Source organism: Nocardioides sp. DN36 (assembly GCF_055380375.1).
The window spans coordinates 3,683,252-3,702,739 of record NZ_AP043823.1 but is presented as its reverse complement, the minus strand read 5'-3'; the positions used below and the strand labels follow the sequence as shown (position 1 = coordinate 3,702,739).

Genomic DNA, 19,488 nt, shown 5'->3' with positions numbered 1-19,488 from the left:
CAGTTTCGCCGGTCAGCCGGTGACTCCTGCAGCTGGCTCAGTCCGCATGCAGGCCGTCGAACGCGATCGTCGTGATGGCGGCGGAGACGGCCTCGGCGTCGACGGGGCCGCCGGGGCGGTACCACTCGACCAGCGAGTTCACCATGCCGAACAGCAGCCGGCTGACCAGGTCGGGGGCCACGTCGTCGCGCAGCGAGCCCTCGTCGATCGCGGCCCGCACCAGGGCGGCCAGGCGGGCGTCGATCTCGCGGCGACGACGCAGCGCGGCCAGCTCGACGTCGCTGTTGCCGCGCACCCGCAGCAGCAGGGTGACCGCGGGCTGGTGGGCGACGAGCACCTCGACGCTCTGCCGCACCACCTGGCGCAGCCGCTCGTAGGCGCTGGCGGAGCCGTTCTCCTCGGCGGCGGCGATGACCGCGGTCAGCCCGTCCAGCGCCTCGTCGAGGGCCTGCTCGAGCAGGTGGGACTTGCTGGGCACGTGGTGGTAGATCGCCGACTTGGTGAACCCGAGCTCGCGTGCCAGGTCGCCCATGCTGGTGCCGTCGTACCCGCGGCGGTTGAACAGCTCGACGGCGCGCCGGAGCACCGTCTCCTGGTCGTGGCCGGGGCGGCCGCGCCGGGGCCCGCCCGGCTCGCTCGACACCCCGCTCGCCGGCTCGGTCATGGCCGAAGGATGCCACAGGCCGCGTGCGTCGACGCCGCCGGCGGGGTCACGGGCGCCTAGTACGTCGGTGCCAGTCCAGACCCCTCCCTCGACGCAGGCGCCCCAGCGCCGTCGCTGTCGAGAATGGGCGCGTGCCGGCCGGCACTGGGACGTGCAGTGACCCCCTGCACCGCACGTCGCGGGAACGGCCGGCTGAGAGACGCCCGGCCCGGCGCCCTTCCGCGAACCCCCGTCAGCGGAAACCGCCGGGCCGGGCCCTCCGCACCGCAAAGAGGTCGCCGGGTGACCAGCCATCTGTCAGGCTGCTCCCATGAAGAGTGCCGCCCGTCGGGTCGTGCTGGAAACCGTCGGCTGGGTGCTGGTCGTCGCGGGTGTCGCCGCGCTGGTGCTGCCCGGCCCCGGGCTGCTCGGGATCTTCGCGGGCCTGGTCCTGCTCTCCCAGCAGTACGACTGGGCCGAGAAGCGCGTCGAGCCGGTGAAGAAGAAGGCGCTCAAGGCGGCCGAGGAGAGCGTCGAGACCTGGCCCCGGATCGTGTTCTCGACCCTGATCGCGGTCGCGATCATCGTCGCGGGCGCTCTGTGGATCTGGCACCCGCCGGCCCCGTCCTGGTGGCCGATCGACGAGCAGTGGTGGCTCGTGGGCGGCTGGGGGACCGGGGTCACCCAGGTCGCCTCGGGGCTGTTCGCGATCGGCATGATCGTCTACAGCTACCGCCGCTTCCACGACCAGGAGCCGGCCAACGCCTGATCGCTGCCGCGCGCGTGACGGGTCAGAACCCGATCGGCAGCCCCGCGTAGTTCTCCGCCAGCCCGGTCGCCCCGGCCTCGCTGGAGGTGACCCAGCGCAGCTGCGAGAGCTGCAGCTGCTCGTCGAACGGGTCGCCGCTAGTGTGCAGCATCGTGGTCATCCACCACGAGAAGTGGGTGCACCGCCAGACCCGCCGCAGCGCGGTGTCGGAGTACTCCTCGGCCCGGCGGGGGTCGCCCTTGAGCAGCAGGTCGACCAGCGCCGGCGCGAGCAGGCCGACGTCGGCGACCGCGAGGTTGAGCCCCTTGGCGCCGGTCGGCGGCACGATGTGGGCGGCGTCGCCGGCCAGGAAGAGCCGCCCGTGCCGCATGGGGGTCTGCACGTAGGACCGCATCGGCAGGACGCTCTTCTCGGTGACCGGCCCCGGCGTCAGCTCCCACCCGTCCTGGCCGTGCCCGAGCCGGGTCGCGAGGGCCTCCCAGATCCGGTCGTCGGACCAGCTCTGGGCGTCGGTGCCGTTCGGCACCTGGAGGTAGAGCCGCGAGACCGTCGCGGACCGCATCGAGTGCATCGCGAAGCCGTCGGGGTGCCAGGCGTAGATGAGCTCGTCGGTGGACGGAGCGACGTCGGCGAGGATCCCGAGCCAGGAGTACGGGTAGGTCTTCTCCCAGGTGCGTCGTACGCCGTCCGGCACGGCGCCCCGGCTCGGGCCGAACGACCCGTCGCACCCGACCACCACGTCGGCGGTGATCCGGCGGGGGCGGCCCTCGGCGTCGGTGAACGTCACCGACGGGCGGTCGGTGCCGAGGTCGTGCAGCGCGGTGTCGGAGACCTCGTAGTGCACCTGCTGGCCGGCGGCCGTGCGCGCGGCCACGAGGTCCTTCTGCACCTCGGTCTGGCCGTAGACGTACACCGAGCGACCGGTCAGGTCGACGAAGTCGAGGTGGTGCCGCTCGTGCGGCCACTGGAGGTAGATCCCGCGGTGCTCGTGCCCCTCCCGGCCCAGCCGGTCGGCCAGCCCCGCCGAGCGCAGCAGGTCCACGGTCGACTGCTCGAGGATGCCCGCGCGGATCCGGCCGGCGACGTACTCCTGCGAGCGCGACTCGACCAGGACGGAGTCCACGCCGTCGCTCGCGAGCAGGTGGGCCAGCAGCATGCCGGCGGGGCCGGCGCCGATGATCGCGACCCGGGTGCGCAGGTCGTCGTGTGCAGGGGAGCTCATGGGGCCGAGTGAAGCCGGTCACGCCGGACGCCGCCAGCGAGGACTTCCGCTGGGCGGAAGCCCCGCAGGGTCAGGGGACGTCGCAGGGCTGGGGGTCGGGCAGCAGCTGCCGCAGCGCCTCGACCGCGCCCGGCACGGCGAGCACGACCTCGCCGCCGGCCGCCCGCGCCACCAGGTCGGGGAGCTGGGCGCCGAGGCGCCCCTTCGCGAGGTAGCCCACCGCGCCGGCGCGCAGCATGTCGATGACGCCGCTGGCCCCGGTCTGGGCGGACACCGCGACGACGGTGGGGTACGGCGCAACGCCGGTCGTCAGGCTGCGGGCCGCCTCGGGCCCCCCGCCGGGCATGCGGACATCGAGCAGCACGACGTCGGGATGCAGCTCGCGGGCGAGCGCGATCGCCTCGTCCCCGCAGGCGGCCGTGCCCACCACGCGGAAGCGGCGGTCCGCCTCGAGCACCTCCGCGAGGGCGCCGCGGAAGTCGGCGTCGTCGTCGGCGACGACCACGCGGATTGCGGGCATCCGGACGCCTCCTGTCTCAGGGGTCCTCCCATCTTGCGCCCGGACCCGGTCGTGCGAGACGCCGTGCAGGCACCACCTGTTCTAGTACGTTGGTACTACGACGCGGTCGCAGCAGCGGCCGCGGAGACGCCGGGGGAGCACGTGGACGGACTCATGACGCGGTGGCGGGGGCAGCGATGACCGCCCAGGCGGATCTCGAGCAGACGGTCGAGCAGCCCATCAGGGTGCTCGTCGTCGACGACCACGACGTGCTCGCCACCAGCCTGGCGTCGGTGCTCGACCAGGAGCCCGACCTGGTCAGCGTGGGCGTCGCGCCGACGCTGGAGCGGGCCCGGAGCCTGATCCGCACCGCGGCGCCCGACGTGGTGCTGCTCGACCACCGGCTGCCCGACGGTGACGGCGTCGACGCGATCGGGGAGCTGCGGCAGCTGCGGCCGAGCATGAGCGTCGTGGTGCTGACCGCGAGCGCCGCCGACCACGTGCTCGTCTCCGCCATCGAGGCGGGTGCCTCGGGCTTCCTGTCCAAGACCCGCAGCCTGGCCGAGGTGACCTCCGCGGTCCGGGCCGCCGCGACCGGGGAGGCGGTGATCTCGCCGGAGATGCTGGCCCGGCTGCTGCCCCGCATCCAGCGCGGTGGACGGCCCCGTCACGAGGAGCTGACCGAGCGGGAGCGCGAGGTGCTCGCGCTGGTCGCCGACGGGCTGACCAACGCCGCGATCGCCCAGCGGCTGGTCGTGAGCGTGCACACCGTGCGCAACCACATCGCCAACCTCTCCGCCAAGCTCGGCGCGCACTCCAAGCTGGAGGCGCTCTCTATCGCGGTCCGCGAGGGGCTGCTGCCGGACCGCTGACGGTCGGCTCAGGCCCCGCCCGGCGGCAGTCCCGAGGTGAGCTGGCGGCCGATGCTCTGCGCGGCCACCTGGAGCGCCGCGACCAGTCGGGGGCGGTCCTTCTTCAGGCCGGGGACGACCAGCCCGAGCGCGGCCACGACGTCGGGTCCGCGGCGCACCGGGACCGCGACCGAGCAGGCGCCCAGGCTCATCTCCTCGACCGTGGTCGCGTAGCCCTCGCGCACGACCCGGGCGAGCTGCCGGCGCAGCAGCCCCGGCTGGGTCACGGTGTACGGCGTGATCCGGACCAGCCGGGTCAGCGCCTCCGCCTGCACCTCCGGTGGGGCGTGCGCGAGCAGCACCTTGCCGACGCCCGTGGAGTGCATCGGCAGCCGCGAGCCGATGGTGCTCACCACCGGCACCGACGCCCGCCCGGCCAGCCGGTCGAGGTAGAGCACCTCGACCCCGTCGCGCACCGCGAGGTGGACGGTGGCGAGCGTGGCGGCGTACAGGTCGTGGAGGTACGGCGACGCGAGCTGCCGCAGCCCGGTCTGCACCGGCGCGAGCAGCCCGAGGTCCCACAGCCGTCGGCCCACTACATACTCCCCGGTGGGGGTGCGCGCCAGCGCGCCCCAGCCGACCAGCTCGCCGACCAGCCGGTGCGCGGTGGCGACCGGGAGGCCCGCACGCTCGGCGAGCTCGGTCAGCGTCAGCCGGCGGTGCTGCTCGTCGAAGGCGCCGAGCAGGGCCAGTGCCCGCGACGTGACGGTGGTGCCCGGGGTGGAGGAGTTGCCGGCCATCGTCCCAGTCTTCCACTGGACGGAAACCATGTCTCGTCGGCGCCCGCGCGGCCGCCGTACCTTCTGTGACGTGAACGACAACCGAGCGTCCTCCGACGCGGCCGCCTCGACGCAGGCCGAGGTGAGCGAGGAGATCCAGCAGATCGCCAAGGCCTACGAGCGCGACCTCGTGCCGGGGGGTGAGGAGACCCAGCCGCGGCTGGACTACCCGCCGTACCGCTCCAGCGTGCTCCGCCACCCGACCAAGGACCCGCACCACGCCGACCCCGAGGGGATCGAGCTGTGGGCGCCGGTCTTCGGGCACCAGGACGTCGACCCGCTCGAGGCCGACCTGACCATCCAGCACCGCGGCGAGCCCGTGGGTGAGCGGATGGTCGTGACCGGTCGCGTGCTCGACGGCGACGGACGGCCGGTGCGCCACCAGCTCGTGGAGATCTGGCAGGCCAACGCCGGCGGGCGCTACATCCACAAGCGCGACCAGCACCCCGCGGCGATCGACCCGAACTTCACCGGGGTCGGCCGCTGCCTGACCGACGCCGACGGCAACTACGCGTTCACGACGATCAAGCCCGGGCCCTACCCGTGGAAGAACCACCGCAACGCGTGGCGGCCGGCGCACATCCACTTCTCGCTGTTCGGGACCGAGTTCACCCAGCGGATGATCACCCAGATGTACTTCCCGGGCGACCCGCTCTTCGCGCTCGACCCGATCTACCAGGCGATCGTCGACCCCGCCGCCCGCGGCCGGCTGGTCGCGGCGTACGACCACGACGTGACGCAGCACGAGTGGGCCACCGGCTACCGCTGGGACATCGTGCTCACCGGCAGCCACCGCACCCCCATGGAAGAGGAGACCGAGCAGTGAGCACCGTGAGCCCTCCTGGCAGCACCGGCAGGGTCCCCGGCGACCTCGCGCCCACGCCCGGCCAGACTGTCGGCCCGTTCTACGGCTACGCGCTGCCGTACGACGGCGACTCGGCGCTGGTGCCGCCCAGCCTGCCCGAGGCGGTCCGGCTGCACGGCCGGGTCCTCGACGGGGCCGGCCAGCCGGTGCCGGACGCCCTGGTCGAGCTGTGGCAGGCCGACCCGTCCGGGCGGATCGTGCGTGAGCCCGGGTCGCTGCACCGCGACGGGTTCACGTTCACCGGCTGGGGTCGGTGCGGGACCGACAACACCGGCCGCTACTCGTTCTCGACGCTGCGCCCCGGCCCGACGGCGCCCGGTCGGGCGGCGTACTTCGCGGTGACCGTGTTCGCGCGCGGGCTGCTCAACCGGCTGCAGACCCGCGCCTACCTGCCCGGCGACACCCCTGAGGGGGAGGCCGCGCTGGTGGCCGACCCGCTGCTCGGCTCGCTCGACCCCGCCCGCCGGGACACCCTCGTGGTCGGGTCGGACGAGCACGGGTTCGTGTTCGACATCCGGCTGCAGGGCGAGGACGAGACCGTCTTCCTCACCCGTCCGCGACACTGAGGCCATGACGGACGTGCTCTGGCCCGGCGACCAGCGCGCCGGCGACCTGTTCTCGGACTCGACGTTCCTCGCGGCCATGGTGGCGGTCGAGGAGGCCTGGCTGGACGCCCTGGTCGGCACCGGGATCGCCCCGGCCGCCGCGGCCAAGGAGGACCTGCTCGGGCTGGTCTGGCCCGCCCACGACGAGTGGCTGGCCAACGAGTCCGAGGCCGGCGGCAACCCGGCGATGGCGCTCGTGGCCCTGCTGCGCGACGGCCTGCGCCGCCAGAACCCCGAGGCCGCCCGGTGGCTGCACCGCGGGCTGACCAGCCAGGACGTCGTGGACACGGCGCTGATGCTGTGCGCCCGCGAGGCCGTCGACCGGACCCTGGCCGCGCTGCGGCACCAGGTCTCCCGGCTGTCGGGGCTCGTCGAGGCGCACCGGGCCACCCCGATGGCCGCCCGCACCCTCACCCAGCACGCGGTGCCCACGACGTTCGGCCTGAAGACCGCGCAGTGGCTGACCGGCGCGCTCGACGCGTACGACGACGTGGCCCGGCTGGTCCTGCCGGTCCAGGTCGGCGGCGCGGCAGGCACCATGGCGGCCACCGTCGAGCTGGCCTCCGACCTCCCCGACCCCGTGGGGACGGTCGCCGGGCTCGGTCTGGAGCTGGCGACCCGGCTGGGGCTGGCGCCGTCGACGCCCTGGCACACGTCGCGCGCCACGGTCACCCGGCTGGGCGACGCCGCGGTGCGCTGCACCGACGCCTGGGGGCGGATCGCCAACGACGTGCTGGTCCTGAGCCGTCCGGAGATCGCCGAGCTCTCCGAAGGGTCCGGCGGCGGCTCGTCCACGATGCCCCACAAGTCGAACCCGGTGCTGTCGACCCTGGTCCGGCGTGCCGCCCTGGCCGCGCCCCAACTCGGCGCCACCCTCCACCTCGCCGCCGCCGAGTCGGTCGACGAGCGCTCGGCCGGCGCGTGGCACACCGAGTGGGCGACGCTGCGGACGCTGCTGCGGCGCACCGTGGTCGCGGCCGAGCAGACCAGCGACCTGCTCGACGACCTGCAGGTCCACCCCGAGCGGATGCTCGCCACCGTCGAGGCTGCCCGTGACGACCTGCGCGCCGAGCAGCGCGGGATGGCCGCACTGGCGGGCGCTGCCCCGCAGGAGGAGTACCTCGGCGCGACCGCGGCGTTCGTCGAGGCACCGCTGGCCCGCGCGGCCGGGATCCTGGCCGAGCCCCCGACCGACCGACCCGACCCCGAGGAGAACGCGTGACCCCCGCCATCACCGCCGTACGCCTGACCGGCGCCCGCCACCGCGCCGACCTGCCCCTGCTGGTGCTCGGGCCGTCGCTGGGCACCACGGCCGCGACGCTGTGGACGGAGTGCGCGGCGGCCGGGCTGACCGACGCCTTCGACGTCCTCGCCTGGGACCTGCCCGGGCACGGCCACAACCGGTCGGTGCCGCAGGAGCCCTTCACGATGGCCGAGCTCGCCGCGGGCGTGCTGCACGTCGTGGACGACGTCCTCGCCGAGCGCGGCGACGACTCCTTCTTCTACGCGGGGGACTCGGTGGGCGGCGCGGTCGGCCTGCAGCTGCTGCTGGACGCGCCGGCGCGGGTCGACGCCGCGGCGCTGCTGTGCACCGGAGCCCGGATCGGGTCGGAGGAGTCCTGGACCGGCCGGATGGCGCAGGTGAGCATGTCCGGCACCCCGGTCATGGTGTCGGGCTCCGCGGAGCGGTGGTTCGGCGCCGGCTTCCTCGAGCGGGAGCCCGAGCGCGGGTCGGCGCTGCTGCACGCGCTGTCGGACGTCGTCGACGAGGGGTACGTCGCGGTGTGCGGCGCGCTCGCGTCCTTCGACGTGCGCGACCGGCTGGCGCAGATCACCGCGCCGGTGCTGGCCGTGGCCGGTGCCGAGGACGGCGTCACCCCTGTCGAGGGCCTCCGGGAGATCGCCTCGGGCGTGAAGGACGGGGAGCTGGTCGTGCTGGACGGGGTGGCGCACCTGGCCCCCGCCGAGGCGCCCGCGGTGGTGGCCGGGCTGCTTCGCCGGCACTTCCTCGGCGAGCCCGCCTCCCTCGACGGCCGCACCGTGCAGGAGGTGCGCGAGGCGGGGATGGTGGTGCGCCGCTCGGTGCTGGGCGACGCGCACGTGGACCGGGCGACCGCGGCCACCACCGACTTCACCCGGGACTTCCAGGAGCTGATCACGCAGTACGCCTGGGGCTCGATCTGGACCCGACCCGGGCTCGACCGCCGCAGCCGGTCGCTGATCACGCTCACCGCGCTGGTGGCGCGCGGGCACCACGAGGAGCTCGCGATGCACGTGCGGGCGGCGCGTACGAACGGGCTCACGGTCCAGGAGATCAAGGAGTGCCTGCTGCAGACCGCGATCTACTGCGGCGTGCCGGACGCCAACACCGCGTTCCGGATCGCGCAGAAGGTGCTGGACGAGATGGGGGAGCTGTAGCCGTGGTCCGCCCGGGGTTGTCAGGCAAGTCCTGTGGTTGTCGGCCGTTGCAACGGTCGACAACCACAGGAGTCACCGGCCAGCCGGTGAGTCCTGCGCCCCTATGCTCTCGCGCATGACCGAGCCCAGCCCCGCGCCCGGCGACCAGTTCGTCCAGTCGCTGGCGCGCGGGCTCTCGGTGATCACCGCGTTCGACGCCGACCACCCGGCGATGACGCTCAGCGACATCGCCGGTCGGACCGGGCTGAGCCGGGCGACGGCGCGGCGGTTCCTGCACACCCTGGTCGAGCTCGGCTACGTCCGCTTCGACGGCAAGCAGTTCGCGCTGACCCCGCAGGTGCTCCGGCTCGGCACGGCGTACCTCTCGGGGCTCGGCCTGCCCCAGCTCGTCCAGCCGCACCTCGAGCAGCTGTCGGCCCGGCTGGGGGAGTCGACCTCGGCCGCGGTGCTCGACGGCGACGAGATCGTCTACGTCGCGCGGGTCGCGACCCGGCGGATCATGACGGTCGGGATCACGGTCGGGACCCGTTTCCCGGCGTACGCCACCTCGATGGGTCGCGTGCTGCTCGCCGGCCTGCCGGCCCCCGAGCTCGACGACCACCTCGCGCGCGCCGACCTCGCCGCGCTCACGTCGCGGACCCTCCACGACGTCGCCGGGCTGCGCGCCGAGGTCGACCGGGTGCGCGAGCAGGGGTGGGCGCTGGTCGACCAGGAGCTCGAGGCCGGGCTGCGGTCGGTCGCCGCACCGCTGCGTGACGGGGACGGCCGGGTCGTCGCCGCGATCAACGTCTCCACCTCCGCGCAGGCCCGGCCCGAGCTGCCGCAGGAGTACGTCGACGCCGTGGTCGCCGCGGCTGCCGCGATCAGCGCGGACCTGACCTCGGCCGGGCTGCGCCTCTAGCCGGTCCGAGGGGTCGCGGGCTCGTGGGCGGTGCGTGAGCCACCGTCTCGGTGGGGGATTCGGTGGCTGGCTCACCGCCGGGTGGGGCGTGGGCTCGTGGGCGGTGCGTGAGCCACCGTCTCGGTGGGGGATTCGGTGGCTGGCTCACCGCCGGGTGGGTCGCGGGCTCGTGGGCGGTGCGTGAGCCACCGTCTCGGTGGGGGATTCGGTGGCTGGCTCACCGCCGATGCGCCCGCCCGCCCGCCCGCCGGCCCTCAGAGCACCTGGTTGCCGTACATCTCCCCCAGCGGGTCGGCGATCAGCTCGATGCGCGCGCCGTCGGGGTCGCGGAAGTAGACCGAGACCCCGCTGTGGACCTCGTGCTCCACCCCGGCCTCCTCGAGCCGACGCACCAGCTCCTGCCAGCGCTCGGGGTCGACCGAGATCGCCATGTGGTGCAGCCCGCCGAGGACCTCGGCGTACGGCCCGACGTCGAGGCCGGGGAAGTCGAAGAACGCCAGCAGGTTGCTGTTGCCGATGTCGAAGAAGAAGTGCGAGGAGCCGGCGTAGTCGCGGTTCTCGATCAGCTCGGTCAGCGGGAAGCCGAGCACGTCCTGGTAGAACCGGACGGTCCGCTCCACGTCGCTGCTGATCAGGGCGGTGTGGTGCAGGCCGCGCGCGGTCGAGGCGGGGCGCTCGCCGGTCGGTCGCAGGTACGCCGTGCGGATCCGCTCGCGCTCGGCCTCGATCGCCGTCAGGTCTCGCTCGTGCTCGGTCATGTCCCTCTCCTCGCTCCTCGGTTCGATCGTGCCAGGTGGTGCGCTCAGGCGGCGAGCGTGGCGTGCATCTCCCACACCAGGATCTCGGCCGGCTCGGTCGCGGTCACGCGCTGGCCGCCGGTGGCGGTGAAGCGGACCGCGTCGCCGGTCGTCAGGGCGCCGGCGCCCTCGAGCGTCACCGACCCGCGCGGCACGAACAGGTGCAGGAACGGCGCCTCGGGCAGCTCCACGGACTGGCCGGGCTGCAGGCGCGCGGCGTACAGCGCGGCGTACCTGTTCGCGATCCGGATCGCCGCCTCGCCGTCGTGCTTGTCCATGCCGGAGGCGACCGGCACCAACCCGCCGGCCAGCAGGTCGGACTCGATCTCGAGCTGCTCGTAGCCAGGGGTGATGCCCTGCTCGTCCGGGACCACCCACATCTGCACGAAGTGCACCGGGTCGCGGTGCTCCTCGCCGGAGAGGCGCCAGGAGTCGTTCTTCTCCGAGTGCAGGATGCCGGTGCCGGCGCTCATCCGCTGGGCCAGGCCGGGGTAGATCACGCCGTTGTGGCCGGTGGAGTCCTGGTGGACCAGCGAGCCCTGCAGCACCCAGGTGACGATCTCCATGTCCCGGTGCGGGTGGGTCTCGAAGCCGGTGCCGGGGTCGACGACGTCGTCGTTGTTGACCAGCAGCAGGCCGTGGTGGGTGTTGCGCGGGTCGTGGTGGTGGCCGAAGGAGAACGAGTGCTTGGAGTCCAGCCACCCGAAGTTGCTGGTGAAGCGGTCGGCCGCGCGGCGTACGTCGACGCCCGGGTTCAGCTCGATGGTGGCCATGGTCTCTCCTCGGGTCCGGTGCGGGTGGGCCGTGCCGGTGACGTGTCACCTACACGATGACCGAACATGCGTGACATGTCAATCATTCCCGCTACGCTGGCGGCATGGCGACCGACGACACTCCCTGGCTCGACGACCGGGAGCAGCAGGTCTGGCGAGCCTGGCTGGCGCTCGGCTCGCGCCTGCCGGCCGCGCTGAACCGCCAGCTGCAGCGCGACTCCGCCCTGTCCCTGCAGGACTTCGACGTGCTGGTCCAGCTCACCGACTCCGACGGGGGCCGGGTGCGCGTCTCGGGGCTCGCGGGCGCGCTGGGGTGGGAGCGCAGCCGCCTCTCCCACCACGTCACGCGCATGGAGCGCCGGGGCCTGGTCGCGCGGGAGGACTGCGACGACGACGGTCGCGGCGCCTTCGTGGTGCTCACGCCGGCCGGCCGGGAGGCCATCGAGGCGGCGGCGCCGGACCACGTCCGGACGGTCCGGGACCTGTTCTTCGACGCGCTCACCCCCGCCGACCTCGAGTCCCTGGGCGCCGCGATGGCCAAGGTGCTCGACCGGCTCTGAGGGGTTCCGCTCGGGGCCGACCCGTGGCATGATGTGTTCGTACAGCGCACATGCGTTCGCATCACGAACAAATGGAGGAACCACCGTGAGCTCGTCCTTCGTGTACGCCGCCGCCCGCACGCCGTTCGGCCGGTTCAACGGGGCCCTCGCGGAGGTCCGTCCCGACGACCTCGCCGCGACCGCGCTCTCCGGGGTCCTGGCGAAGGCCCCCGACCTCGACCCCGCCGCGATCGGCGACGTCGTGTGGGGCAACGCCAACGGCGCCGGCGAGGACAACCGCAATGTCGGCCGGATGGCGGTGCTGCTGGCCGGGCTCCCGGTCTCGGTGTCGGCCACCACCGTCAACCGGCTCTGCGGCTCCTCCCTCGACGCGGCGATGATGGCCTCGCGGGTCGTCGAGACCGGCGACGCCGACGTGGTCGTCGCCGGCGGCGTCGAGTCCATGACCCGGGCGCCGTGGGTGCTGCCCAAGCCGTCGCGGGCCTTCCCCGCCGGCAACGTCACCGCGGTGTCGACGACCCTGGGGTGGCGGCTGGTCAACGACCGGATGCCGAAGGAGTGGACGGTCTCCCTGGGTGAGGCCAACGAGCAGCTCCAGGAGCGCTTCTCCATCTCGCGCGAGCGCCAGGACGAGTTCGCCGCACGGTCCCACAACCTCGCCGACCAGGCCTGGAGCGCCGGCTTCTACGACGACCTCGTGGTCTCCGTCGAAGGAGTCGACCTCACCCGCGACGAGGGCATCCGTCCGGGCAGCAGCGCCGAGAAGCTCGCCGGCCTCAAGCCGTCCTTCCGCCCCGACGGCACCATCACCGCCGGCAACGCCTCGCCGCTGAACGACGGCGCCTCCGCGCTGCTGCTCGGCTCCGAGGAGGCGGCGTCCCGGATCGGCCTGGCCCCGCTCGCCCGCGTGGCTGGCCGCGGCGTGCACGCCCTCGAGCCGCAGGCCTTCGGGTTCGCGCCTGTCGAGGCAGCCGAGCAGGCGCTGCGCCGGGCCGGCATCGGCTGGTCCGACGTGGGCGCGATCGAGCTCAACGAGGCGTTCGCCGTGCAGTCCCTGGCGTGCGTGGACGCGTGGAAGGTCGACCCCGACATCGTGAACACCAAGGGCGGCGCGATCGCCATCGGCCACCCGCTGGGTGCGTCCGGCGGCCGGATCCTCGGCACCCTCGCGCACCGGCTCCGCGAGTCCGGCGAGCGCTGGGGCGTCGCGGCGATCTGCATCGGCGTGGGCCAGGCGCTCGCGGTGGTGCTGGAGAACGTGGGCGAGACGCGATGACCCTGATCTGCGAGAGCGCCGACGAGGCCGTCGCCGACGTGGCCGACGGCTCGACCGTGCTGGTGGGCGGCTTCGGGATGGCCGGCATGCCCGTCGACCTCATCGACGCCCTGATCCGGCAGGGCGCCACCGACCTGACCGTGGTCTCCAACAACGCCGGCAACGGCGACACCGGGCTGGCCGCGCTGCTCGCGGCCGGCCGGGTGCGCAAGATGGTCTGCTCCTTCCCGCGGCAGTCCGACTCATGGGTGTTCGACGGGCTCTACCGGGCCGGGAAGATCGAGCTCGAGGTGGTGCCGCAGGGCAACCTGGCCGAGCGGATGCGAGCGGCGGGCGCCGGGATCGGCGCCTTCTTCTGCCCGACGGGCGTCGGCACGCCGCTCGCCGAGGGCAAGGAGGTCCGCGAGATCGACGGGCGCACCTACGTCCTCGAGTACCCCATCAAGGGCGACGTCGCGCTGGTCGGCGCCCACGTCTCCGACCGGATGGGCAACCTCGTCTACCGCAAGACCGCCCGCAACTTCGGGCCGGTCATGGCGACCGCCGCGACCACGACCGTCGTCCAGGTTGCGAGCGTCGTGGACACCGGGGGCCTGGACCCCGAGGCCGTCGTCACGCCCAGCATCTACGTCGACCGCGTCGTGGCCGTCGGCGCCGCCCGTCAGCAGGAGGCCTCGTGACCACGAGCACCGACACCCGCACCCGCACCGTGGAGCACACCGACCGCGGCCCGCTCAGCCGCGACGAGATGGCCGAGATCGTCGCCCGCGACATCGCGCCCGGCTCGTTCGTGAACCTCGGCATCGGCCAGCCCACCAAGGTCGCCGACTTCCTGCCCGCCGACTCCGGTGTCGTGCTGCACACCGAGAACGGCATGCTCAACATGGGCCGCGCGGCGGTCGGCGACGAGATCGACCCCGATCTCACCAACGCCGGCAAGATCCCGGTGACCGAGCTGCCGGGAGCGTCGTACTTCCACCACGCCGACTCCTTCGCGATGATGCGCGGCGGACACCTCGACGTGTGCGTGCTCGGCGCCTTCCAGGTGTCGGCGGCCGGCGACCTCGCCAACTGGCACACCGGCGCGCCCGACGCGATCCCCGCCGTCGGCGGTGCGATGGACCTCGCCATCGGCGCCAAGCAGGTCCTGGTGATGATGACGCTCTTCGCCAAGGACGGTTCGCCCAAGCTGGTCCCCGACTGCACCTACCCGCTCACGGGCCTCGGCTGCGTGGACCGGGTCTACACCGACGTGGCGGTCTTCCGGGTCGGCTCCGCCGGCGTGACGGTGCTCGAGACCTTCGGCATCTCGTACGACGACCTCGCCGCGCGGCTCGACGTACCCCTGCGGCGGCTGGAGGCCTGAGCGGCTCGCGTCGGACGTCATACGTGATGGTTGCCGGAGCGACCGAACCGAACGACGTCCCGACGGCGTCGCCGCTCAGGAGACCAGCAGCCACCCCGCGAGGCCGAGCCCGGCGAGCCCGATGCCGATCCGCAGCGGCCGCTCGGGCAGCACCCGCACCAGCTGGGGGCCGATCCAGCTCCCGACGAGGGCACCCAGCGCCAGCGCGAGGGCGGCGACGAGGTGCACCGGCGCCAGCAGGACGTAGGCCAGCGTGGCGACCAGGTTGGCCAGCCCGGTGGCGACGTTCTTGACAGCGTTGGTGACGCGCAGCGGCTCCTGGTGCCGCAGCGAGAGCACCGACAGCATGATGATCCCCGCGCCCGCGCCGAAGTAGCCGCCGTACACGCCGACCAGGACCACCGCCGCGCCCCAGAGGCCGTTCGGCGCGTCCACTCCCTCGACCCGGCGCGAGTCCACCCACGCCCTCAGCCGGTCGCGCGCCAACAGCAGGGTGGCACCCAGACCGACCAGCCACGGGACGATCGCCTCGAACGCCGACGCCGGGGTGGTCAGGAGCAGCGCGGCGCCGATGGCGCCACCGGTCACCGCCTGGCCGCCCAGGACGAGCAGCCGGCGGCCCTGCCCGCGCAGCTCGGGGCGGGAGCCGGCCGCCGAGCCCACCGTCGTGGCGAACATGGCGGTGGTGTTCGTGACGTTGGCCGCCAGCGGTGGCAGCCCGGCGGCCAGCCGCGGGGTAGCTGACGAGGGAGGCGAGGCCGGCGACGGAGCCCGTGAGCCCCGCGCCGATGCCGGCGAGGACGAGGAGCCAGGCGTCCGGGATGCCCACCTAGGAAGCGGGAGCGATCGGGGGCTTCACCGCGGTCACCGGGCAGGCGGCGTCCAGGAGCACCCACTGCGAGGTGCTGCCCAGCACCAGCTTGCCGACCGGGGAGCGGCGCCGAAGGCCGATCACCAGCAGGTCCACGTGGTCCTCGTAGGACAGGTCGACCAGCTCGCTCCCTGCCTGCTGGTCGCCCGCCACGGCGCGCACCGCGATCTCCTGGCCCCCCACCGACGCGCGCGCCAGGGCGAGGTCCGCCGCGAAGGCGTCGCTCGCCGCGACCTCGTCGGTGACCACCACGACCAGGTCGGCCGTGCGGGCGGCGCACTCCCGGATCGCGTGGCCGAGGGCCGCGCGCCCCTCGGGGGTGGGCCGGTAGCCGACCCCGATCGTCATCGGAGCACCTCCGGCACCGGGGTGAGCAACGTGCCGTGGGCCAAGAAGTTGTCCAGGTTGTCCAGGGCGAGCCGCTCCATCGCCTCGCGGGTCTCGACCGTGCCGCTGGCCAGGTGCGGGAGCAGCACCACGTTGTCCAGGCCGAGCAGCGCCTCGGGCACGGTCGGCTCGTCGGCGAACACGTCCAGCCCGGCCCCCGCCAGCCCGCCCGACAGCAGGAGGTCCACGAGGGCTGCCTCGTCGACCACGGATCCGCGGGCGATGTTGACCAGGTAGCCCTCGGGTCCGAGCGCCTCCAGCACGGCCCGGTCCACCAGGCCGGTGGTGGCGCTGCCTCCCGAGGTGGCCACCACCAGGATGTCGACGCCTGCCGCCAGCGCGGCCGGGCTCCCGGCGTAGGCGTACGCCGTGCCGGGGACCTGGCGCCGGCTGTGGTAACTCACCGGACAGCCGAACGCCTCGAAGCGGGTGGCGATCGCCTGGCCGATGCGTCCCAGGCCGAGTATCCCCACCCGCTTGCCCGAGAGCCGGCGCATCAGCGGGAAGGTGCCCCCGCCGGCCCACTCGCCCCGGCGGACGAACCGGTCCGCGGTGGAGAGCCCTCGCAGCACGTCGAGCGCCAGGCCGAGGGCGGTGTCGGCCACGCAGTCGGTGAGGACGTCGGGGGTGTTGGAGACCAGGATCCCGCGCTCGCGGGCCAGGGCGGTGTCGGTGGTGTCGTAGCCGACCCCGAAGTTGACGACCGCCCGCAGCGACGGCAGCGCCGTCATCAGCGGTGCCGGCACCCCCGTGCGTCCCGAGGTGACGACGACGTCCACGCCGGCGCCGGGGCCGGCCAGGAAGTCCGCGCGGGCCTCGCTGTCGGGGAGCACGGACGCGTCGTACCTGGTCCGCAGGGTCTCGGCCAGCGAGGGCTTCAGCGGGCCGACCTGGAGCACGGTCATCGGGGGGATCCTTCGCGGTCGAGGGCAGGGCGCTTCGGGTCGAAGGTCCAGCCGGGGAGGAGGTACTGCATGGCGACGGCGTCGTCGCGGGCGCCGAGGCCCTCGGCGAGGTAGAGCTCGTGGGCGGCCCGGAGCCGGTCCTCGTCGATCTCGACGCCGAGCCCGGGTGCCGTCGGCACCTCGAGGTGGCCGTCCTTGATCAGCAGCGGGTCGCGGGTGATCCGCTGCCCGTCCTGCCAGATCCAGTGCGTGTCGATCGCGGTGATCTCGCCGGGCGCCGCGGCTGCGACGTGGGTGAACATCGCCAGGGACACGTCGAAGTGGTTGTTGGAGTGCGACCCCCAGGTGAGGCCCCAGGCGTCGCAGAGCTGGGCCACGCGGACCGATCCGGCCATCGTCCAGAAGTGCGGGTCGGCGAGCGGGATGTCCACCGCGCCGCTGCGCACCGCGTGCCCGAGCTGGCGCCAGTCGGTGGCGATCATGTTGGTCGCGGTGGTCAGGCCGGTGGCGCGCCGGAACTCGGCCATCACCTCGCGGCCGGAGTAGCCGTTCTCGGCGCCGCAGGGGTCCTCGGCATAGGCCACGACGTCGCGCAGCTCCCGGCCGTGCCGGATCGCGTCGGCCAGGAGCCAGCCGCCGTTGGGGTCCAGGGTCACCCGGGCGTCGGGGAACCGGCGGGCCAGGGCGGTGACCGTCTCGACCTCCTGCTCGCCGGGCAGGACGCCGCCCTTGAGCTTGAAGTCGGCGAAGCCGTAGCGCTCGTGCGCCGCCTCGGCGAGTGCGACCACGGCGTCGGGGGTCATCGCCTCCTCGTGGCGCAGCCGCGTCCACGCGTCGGCCCCCTCGGGCTCGCTGCGGTAGGCGAGGTCGGTGGCGGTGCGGTCGCCGACGAAGAAGAGGTAGCCGAGGACCGGCACCCGGTCGCGCTGCCGGCCCTCGCCGAGCAGCTCTGCGACGGGTACGCCGAGGTGCTGGCCGTGCAGGTCGAGCAGCGCCGATTCCAGCGCGGTGACCACGTGCACCGTCGTCCTCAGGTCGAAGGTCTGCAGGCCGCGGCCGCCACTGTCGCGTCCGGCGAACGCGGCGGCGACGCGGCGCAGGAGCGAGCGCAGCTCGGCGACCGGAGTGCCGGTCACCAGGGCCGCGGACTCCTCCAGCGTGCGGCGGATCTGCTCGCCGCCGGGCACCTCGCCGACGCCCACCCGGCCGTCGGAGTCGGTGAGCAGCACGACGTTGCGGGTGAAGTAGGGGCCGTGGGCGCCGCTCAGGTTCAGCAGCATGCTGTCGTGCCCGGCCACGGGGACGACGCGGACCTCGCTGACGACGGGGCCGCGGGAGCGGGCGGCCTCAGTCACGACGCAGCTCGCCGTCCACCTGGCGCCACAGGCCCAGGCTGTTGTCGGTGTCGACGGCCGCGGGCAGCAGCCCAGCGGGCACGTTCTGGTAGGCGACCGGCCGGACGAACCGCTCGATGGCCAGCGTGCCGACCGAGGTGCTCCGGCCGTCGGAGGTGGCCGGGAAGGGGCCGCCGTGCACCATCGCGTGCCCGACCTCGACGCCGGTGGGCCAGCCGTTGAAGAGGATCCGCCCGACCTTGTCCTCGAGCACCGGCAGCAGCGCGGCCGCGGTCGTGTGGTCGGCCTCGGTGGCGTGGACGGTGGCGGTGAGCTGGCCCTCGAGCCCGGCCGCCAGCGCCGCGAGCTCGTCGGCGGAGGACACCCGCACCACCACCGAGGAGGCGCCGAACACCTCCTCGTGGAGCGCAGTCTCGGCTCCGAAGGCCTCGCCGGAGGTGGTGAACACGTGGGCCTGCCCCGGCGCGGCGACCGTGCCGGGGTCGACGCCGGCGGCGACCTCGGTGACCGGCTCGAGGCCCCGCAGCCGCTCGACGCCGGCCACGTAGGAGGTGTGGATGCCCGGGTTGAGCATGGGAAGAGCCTCGCACCCGGCGACGGTCCGCGCTGCGGCGTCCACGAACGCGTCGAGGTCCGGGCCGTCGACGGCGAACACCAGGCCGGGGTTGGTGCACAGCTGGCCGACGCCCACGGTGAGCGACTCGACGTACGCCGCGGCCAGGCCGGCCGCGTCGGCGGCCAGGGCACCGGGCAGCAGGAAGACCGGGTTGATGCTCGACATCTCGGCGTACACCGGGATCGGCACCGGGCGGGCGGCCGCGGCCTGCATGAGCGCCACGCCCGCGGTGCGGGACCCGGTGAACCCGACCGCCTTGATCCGCGGGTCGCTGACCAGGGTGATGCCGACCTCGGTACCGGACCCGTAGACCAGCGAGAAGGTCCCCTCGGGCAGGCCGTGCTGGGCCACCGCACGGGCGATGGCGCCGGCCACGAGCTCAGAGGTGCCTGGGTGGGCGCTGTGTGCCTTGACCACGACCGGACACCCGGCGGCCAGCGCCGCGGCGGTGTCGCCGCCGGCGACGGAGAAGGCGAGGGGGAAGTTGCTGGCCCCGAAGACCGCGACCGGTCCGAGCGGCACCTTGCGCTGACGGATGTCGGGGCGGGGCAGCGGGGTGCGGTGCGGCATGGCGGTGTCGACGCGGGCGCCCACCCAGCTACCGTCGCGCACCAGCGTGGCGAAGAGGCGCAGCTGGTTGGAGGTGCGGGCGAGCTCGCCGCGCACCCGGGGCTCGATGATGCCGGTCTCCAGGACCACCTGGTCGACCAGGCGGTCGCCGAGGGCGTCGATGTTGTCCGCCACCTGGTCGAGGAAGGCGGCGCGCTCCTTGGGGGCCGTCTCCCGGTAGGTCGCGAACGCCTCGGCGGCCAGCTCGGCGGCGCGGGCGACGTCCGCCGCGGTGCCGAGGCCGTACGCCGGCTCGAGCTGCGCCCCGGTGCGCGGGTCGACCCCGTGCACCGTGCCGGCGGTGCCGGTCACGCGCTCGGCGCCGAGGAACATCGCGCCGGTGAGGGGCTGCTGGGTCATC

At 74.0% G+C, this 19,488-nt stretch carries 22 protein-coding genes; 11 read left to right on the top strand and 11 right to left on the bottom strand.

Annotated elements, in window-relative coordinates; all coding sequences use genetic code 11:
• Positions 1 to 37 precede the first annotated feature (37 nt).
• Positions 38 to 664 (bottom strand): TetR/AcrR family transcriptional regulator, encoded by a 627-nt coding sequence (locus ACZ43H_RS18680; protein WP_464585413.1) that lies wholly within the window; start codon positions 662 to 664, stop codon positions 38 to 40.
• Between the two features lie 310 nt (positions 665 to 974).
• Between ACZ43H_RS18680 and ACZ43H_RS18675 the strand changes: the two genes are divergently transcribed.
• Positions 975 to 1,412, top strand: coding sequence for a PGPGW domain-containing protein (locus ACZ43H_RS18675; RefSeq protein ID WP_464585412.1), 438 nt, complete (start codon positions 975 to 977; stop codon positions 1,410 to 1,412).
• A 22-nt stretch (positions 1,413 to 1,434) separates the two neighbouring features.
• On the opposite strand, the gene ACZ43H_RS18670 is transcribed toward ACZ43H_RS18675, so the two are convergent.
• Together ACZ43H_RS18670 and ACZ43H_RS18665 are read right to left on the bottom strand one after the other, a co-directional pair.
• The gene (locus ACZ43H_RS18670) at positions 1,435 to 2,634 is read right to left on the bottom strand and encodes a 4-hydroxybenzoate 3-monooxygenase (RefSeq protein ID WP_464585411.1); all 1,200 of its coding nucleotides are present in this window, start codon (positions 2,632 to 2,634) and stop codon (positions 1,435 to 1,437) included.
• A gap of 70 nt (positions 2,635 to 2,704) precedes the next feature.
• Positions 2,705 to 3,154 (bottom strand): response regulator, encoded by a 450-nt coding sequence (locus ACZ43H_RS18665; RefSeq protein ID WP_464585409.1) that lies wholly within the window; start codon positions 3,152 to 3,154, stop codon positions 2,705 to 2,707.
• Between the two features lie 176 nt (positions 3,155 to 3,330).
• Between ACZ43H_RS18665 and ACZ43H_RS18660 the strand changes: the two genes are divergently transcribed.
• Positions 3,331 to 4,005 carry a response regulator gene (locus ACZ43H_RS18660; RefSeq protein WP_464585407.1) on the top strand — a complete coding sequence of 225 codons (675 nt, stop codon included), beginning with the start codon at positions 3,331 to 3,333 and terminating at the stop codon, positions 4,003 to 4,005.
• Positions 4,006 to 4,013: 8 nt separating this feature from the next.
• Here ACZ43H_RS18660 and ACZ43H_RS18655 read toward each other — a convergent pair whose 3' ends face one another.
• On the bottom strand, positions 4,014 to 4,784 hold the full coding sequence (locus ACZ43H_RS18655; protein ID WP_464585405.1) for an IclR family transcriptional regulator: 771 nt from the start codon (positions 4,782 to 4,784) through the stop codon (positions 4,014 to 4,016).
• A 70-nt stretch (positions 4,785 to 4,854) separates the two neighbouring features.
• Between ACZ43H_RS18655 and pcaH the strand changes: the two genes are divergently transcribed.
• From pcaH to ACZ43H_RS18630, 5 genes are all read left to right on the top strand, one after another.
• Positions 4,855 to 5,649, top strand: coding sequence for a protocatechuate 3,4-dioxygenase subunit beta (pcaH, locus tag ACZ43H_RS18650; RefSeq protein WP_464585404.1), 795 nt, complete (start codon positions 4,855 to 4,857; stop codon positions 5,647 to 5,649).
• Positions 5,646 to 6,254: a protocatechuate 3,4-dioxygenase subunit alpha gene (gene pcaG, locus ACZ43H_RS18645; protein ID WP_464585402.1), complete on the top strand. Its 609-nt coding sequence runs from the start codon at positions 5,646 to 5,648 to the stop codon at positions 6,252 to 6,254. Before pcaH ends, pcaG begins: the two co-directional genes overlap by 4 nt.
• Positions 6,255 to 6,258: 4 nt before the next feature.
• A complete protein-coding gene (locus ACZ43H_RS18640; protein WP_464585400.1) occupies positions 6,259 to 7,515 on the top strand; it encodes a lyase family protein in 1,257 nt (418 codons plus the stop codon).
• Positions 7,512 to 8,711 (top strand): bifunctional 3-oxoadipate enol-lactonase/4-carboxymuconolactone decarboxylase PcaDC, encoded by a 1,200-nt coding sequence (pcaDC, locus tag ACZ43H_RS18635; protein WP_464585398.1) that lies wholly within the window; start codon positions 7,512 to 7,514, stop codon positions 8,709 to 8,711. Before ACZ43H_RS18640 ends, pcaDC begins: the two co-directional genes overlap by 4 nt.
• A gap of 115 nt (positions 8,712 to 8,826) precedes the next feature.
• Positions 8,827 to 9,612 carry an IclR family transcriptional regulator domain-containing protein gene (locus ACZ43H_RS18630; RefSeq protein WP_464585396.1) on the top strand — a complete coding sequence of 262 codons (786 nt, stop codon included), beginning with the start codon at positions 8,827 to 8,829 and terminating at the stop codon, positions 9,610 to 9,612.
• A gap of 254 nt (positions 9,613 to 9,866) precedes the next feature.
• Here the strand turns inward: ACZ43H_RS18630 and ACZ43H_RS18625 are convergent, their stop codons facing one another.
• On the bottom strand, positions 9,867 to 10,370 hold the full coding sequence (locus ACZ43H_RS18625; RefSeq protein ID WP_464585394.1) for a VOC family protein: 504 nt from the start codon (positions 10,368 to 10,370) through the stop codon (positions 9,867 to 9,869).
• Between the two features lie 44 nt (positions 10,371 to 10,414).
• Positions 10,415 to 11,182 carry a pirin family protein gene (locus ACZ43H_RS18620; protein WP_464585391.1) on the bottom strand — a complete coding sequence of 256 codons (768 nt, stop codon included), beginning with the start codon at positions 11,180 to 11,182 and terminating at the stop codon, positions 10,415 to 10,417.
• A 104-nt stretch (positions 11,183 to 11,286) separates the two neighbouring features.
• Between ACZ43H_RS18620 and ACZ43H_RS18615 the strand changes: the two genes are divergently transcribed.
• The 4 genes from ACZ43H_RS18615 (at position 11,287) to ACZ43H_RS18600 (ending at position 14,384) form a co-directional block, all read left to right on the top strand.
• Positions 11,287 to 11,742 (top strand): MarR family winged helix-turn-helix transcriptional regulator, encoded by a 456-nt coding sequence (locus ACZ43H_RS18615; protein ID WP_464585389.1) that lies wholly within the window; start codon positions 11,287 to 11,289, stop codon positions 11,740 to 11,742.
• Between the two features lie 85 nt (positions 11,743 to 11,827).
• Positions 11,828 to 13,018 carry a thiolase family protein gene (locus ACZ43H_RS18610; protein ID WP_464585387.1) on the top strand — a complete coding sequence of 397 codons (1,191 nt, stop codon included), beginning with the start codon at positions 11,828 to 11,830 and terminating at the stop codon, positions 13,016 to 13,018.
• Complete coding sequence (locus tag ACZ43H_RS18605; protein WP_464585385.1) at positions 13,015 to 13,698, top strand: 3-oxoacid CoA-transferase subunit A; 684 nt, start codon at positions 13,015 to 13,017, stop codon at positions 13,696 to 13,698. The genes ACZ43H_RS18610 and ACZ43H_RS18605 overlap by 4 nt, the downstream gene beginning before the upstream one ends.
• Positions 13,695 to 14,384: a 3-oxoacid CoA-transferase subunit B gene (locus ACZ43H_RS18600; RefSeq protein ID WP_464585383.1), complete on the top strand. Its 690-nt coding sequence runs from the start codon at positions 13,695 to 13,697 to the stop codon at positions 14,382 to 14,384. The genes ACZ43H_RS18605 and ACZ43H_RS18600 overlap by 4 nt, the downstream gene beginning before the upstream one ends.
• 75 nt (positions 14,385 to 14,459) lie before the next feature.
• On the opposite strand, the gene ACZ43H_RS18595 is transcribed toward ACZ43H_RS18600, so the two are convergent.
• The 5 genes from ACZ43H_RS18595 to ACZ43H_RS18575 all read right to left on the bottom strand — a co-directional run bounded on the left by ACZ43H_RS18595 (position 14,460) and on the right by ACZ43H_RS18575 (position 19,487).
• Positions 14,460 to 15,092 (bottom strand): sulfite exporter TauE/SafE family protein, encoded by a 633-nt coding sequence (locus tag ACZ43H_RS18595; RefSeq protein WP_464590870.1) that lies wholly within the window; start codon positions 15,090 to 15,092, stop codon positions 14,460 to 14,462.
• Between the two features lie 121 nt (positions 15,093 to 15,213).
• The gene (locus ACZ43H_RS18590; protein ID WP_464585381.1) at positions 15,214 to 15,603 is read right to left on the bottom strand and encodes a universal stress protein; all 390 of its coding nucleotides are present in this window, start codon (positions 15,601 to 15,603) and stop codon (positions 15,214 to 15,216) included.
• Complete coding sequence (locus ACZ43H_RS18585; RefSeq protein ID WP_464585379.1) at positions 15,600 to 16,547, bottom strand: 2-hydroxyacid dehydrogenase; 948 nt, start codon at positions 16,545 to 16,547, stop codon at positions 15,600 to 15,602. The genes ACZ43H_RS18590 and ACZ43H_RS18585 overlap by 4 nt, the downstream gene beginning before the upstream one ends.
• Positions 16,544 to 17,902: an enolase C-terminal domain-like protein gene (locus ACZ43H_RS18580; RefSeq protein WP_464585377.1), complete on the bottom strand. Its 1,359-nt coding sequence runs from the start codon at positions 17,900 to 17,902 to the stop codon at positions 16,544 to 16,546. The genes ACZ43H_RS18585 and ACZ43H_RS18580 overlap by 4 nt, the downstream gene beginning before the upstream one ends.
• Positions 17,895 to 19,487: an aldehyde dehydrogenase (NADP(+)) gene (locus ACZ43H_RS18575; protein WP_464585375.1), complete on the bottom strand. Its 1,593-nt coding sequence runs from the start codon at positions 19,485 to 19,487 to the stop codon at positions 17,895 to 17,897. Before ACZ43H_RS18575 ends, ACZ43H_RS18580 begins: the two co-directional genes overlap by 8 nt.
• Position 19,488: the final 1 nt, after the last annotated feature.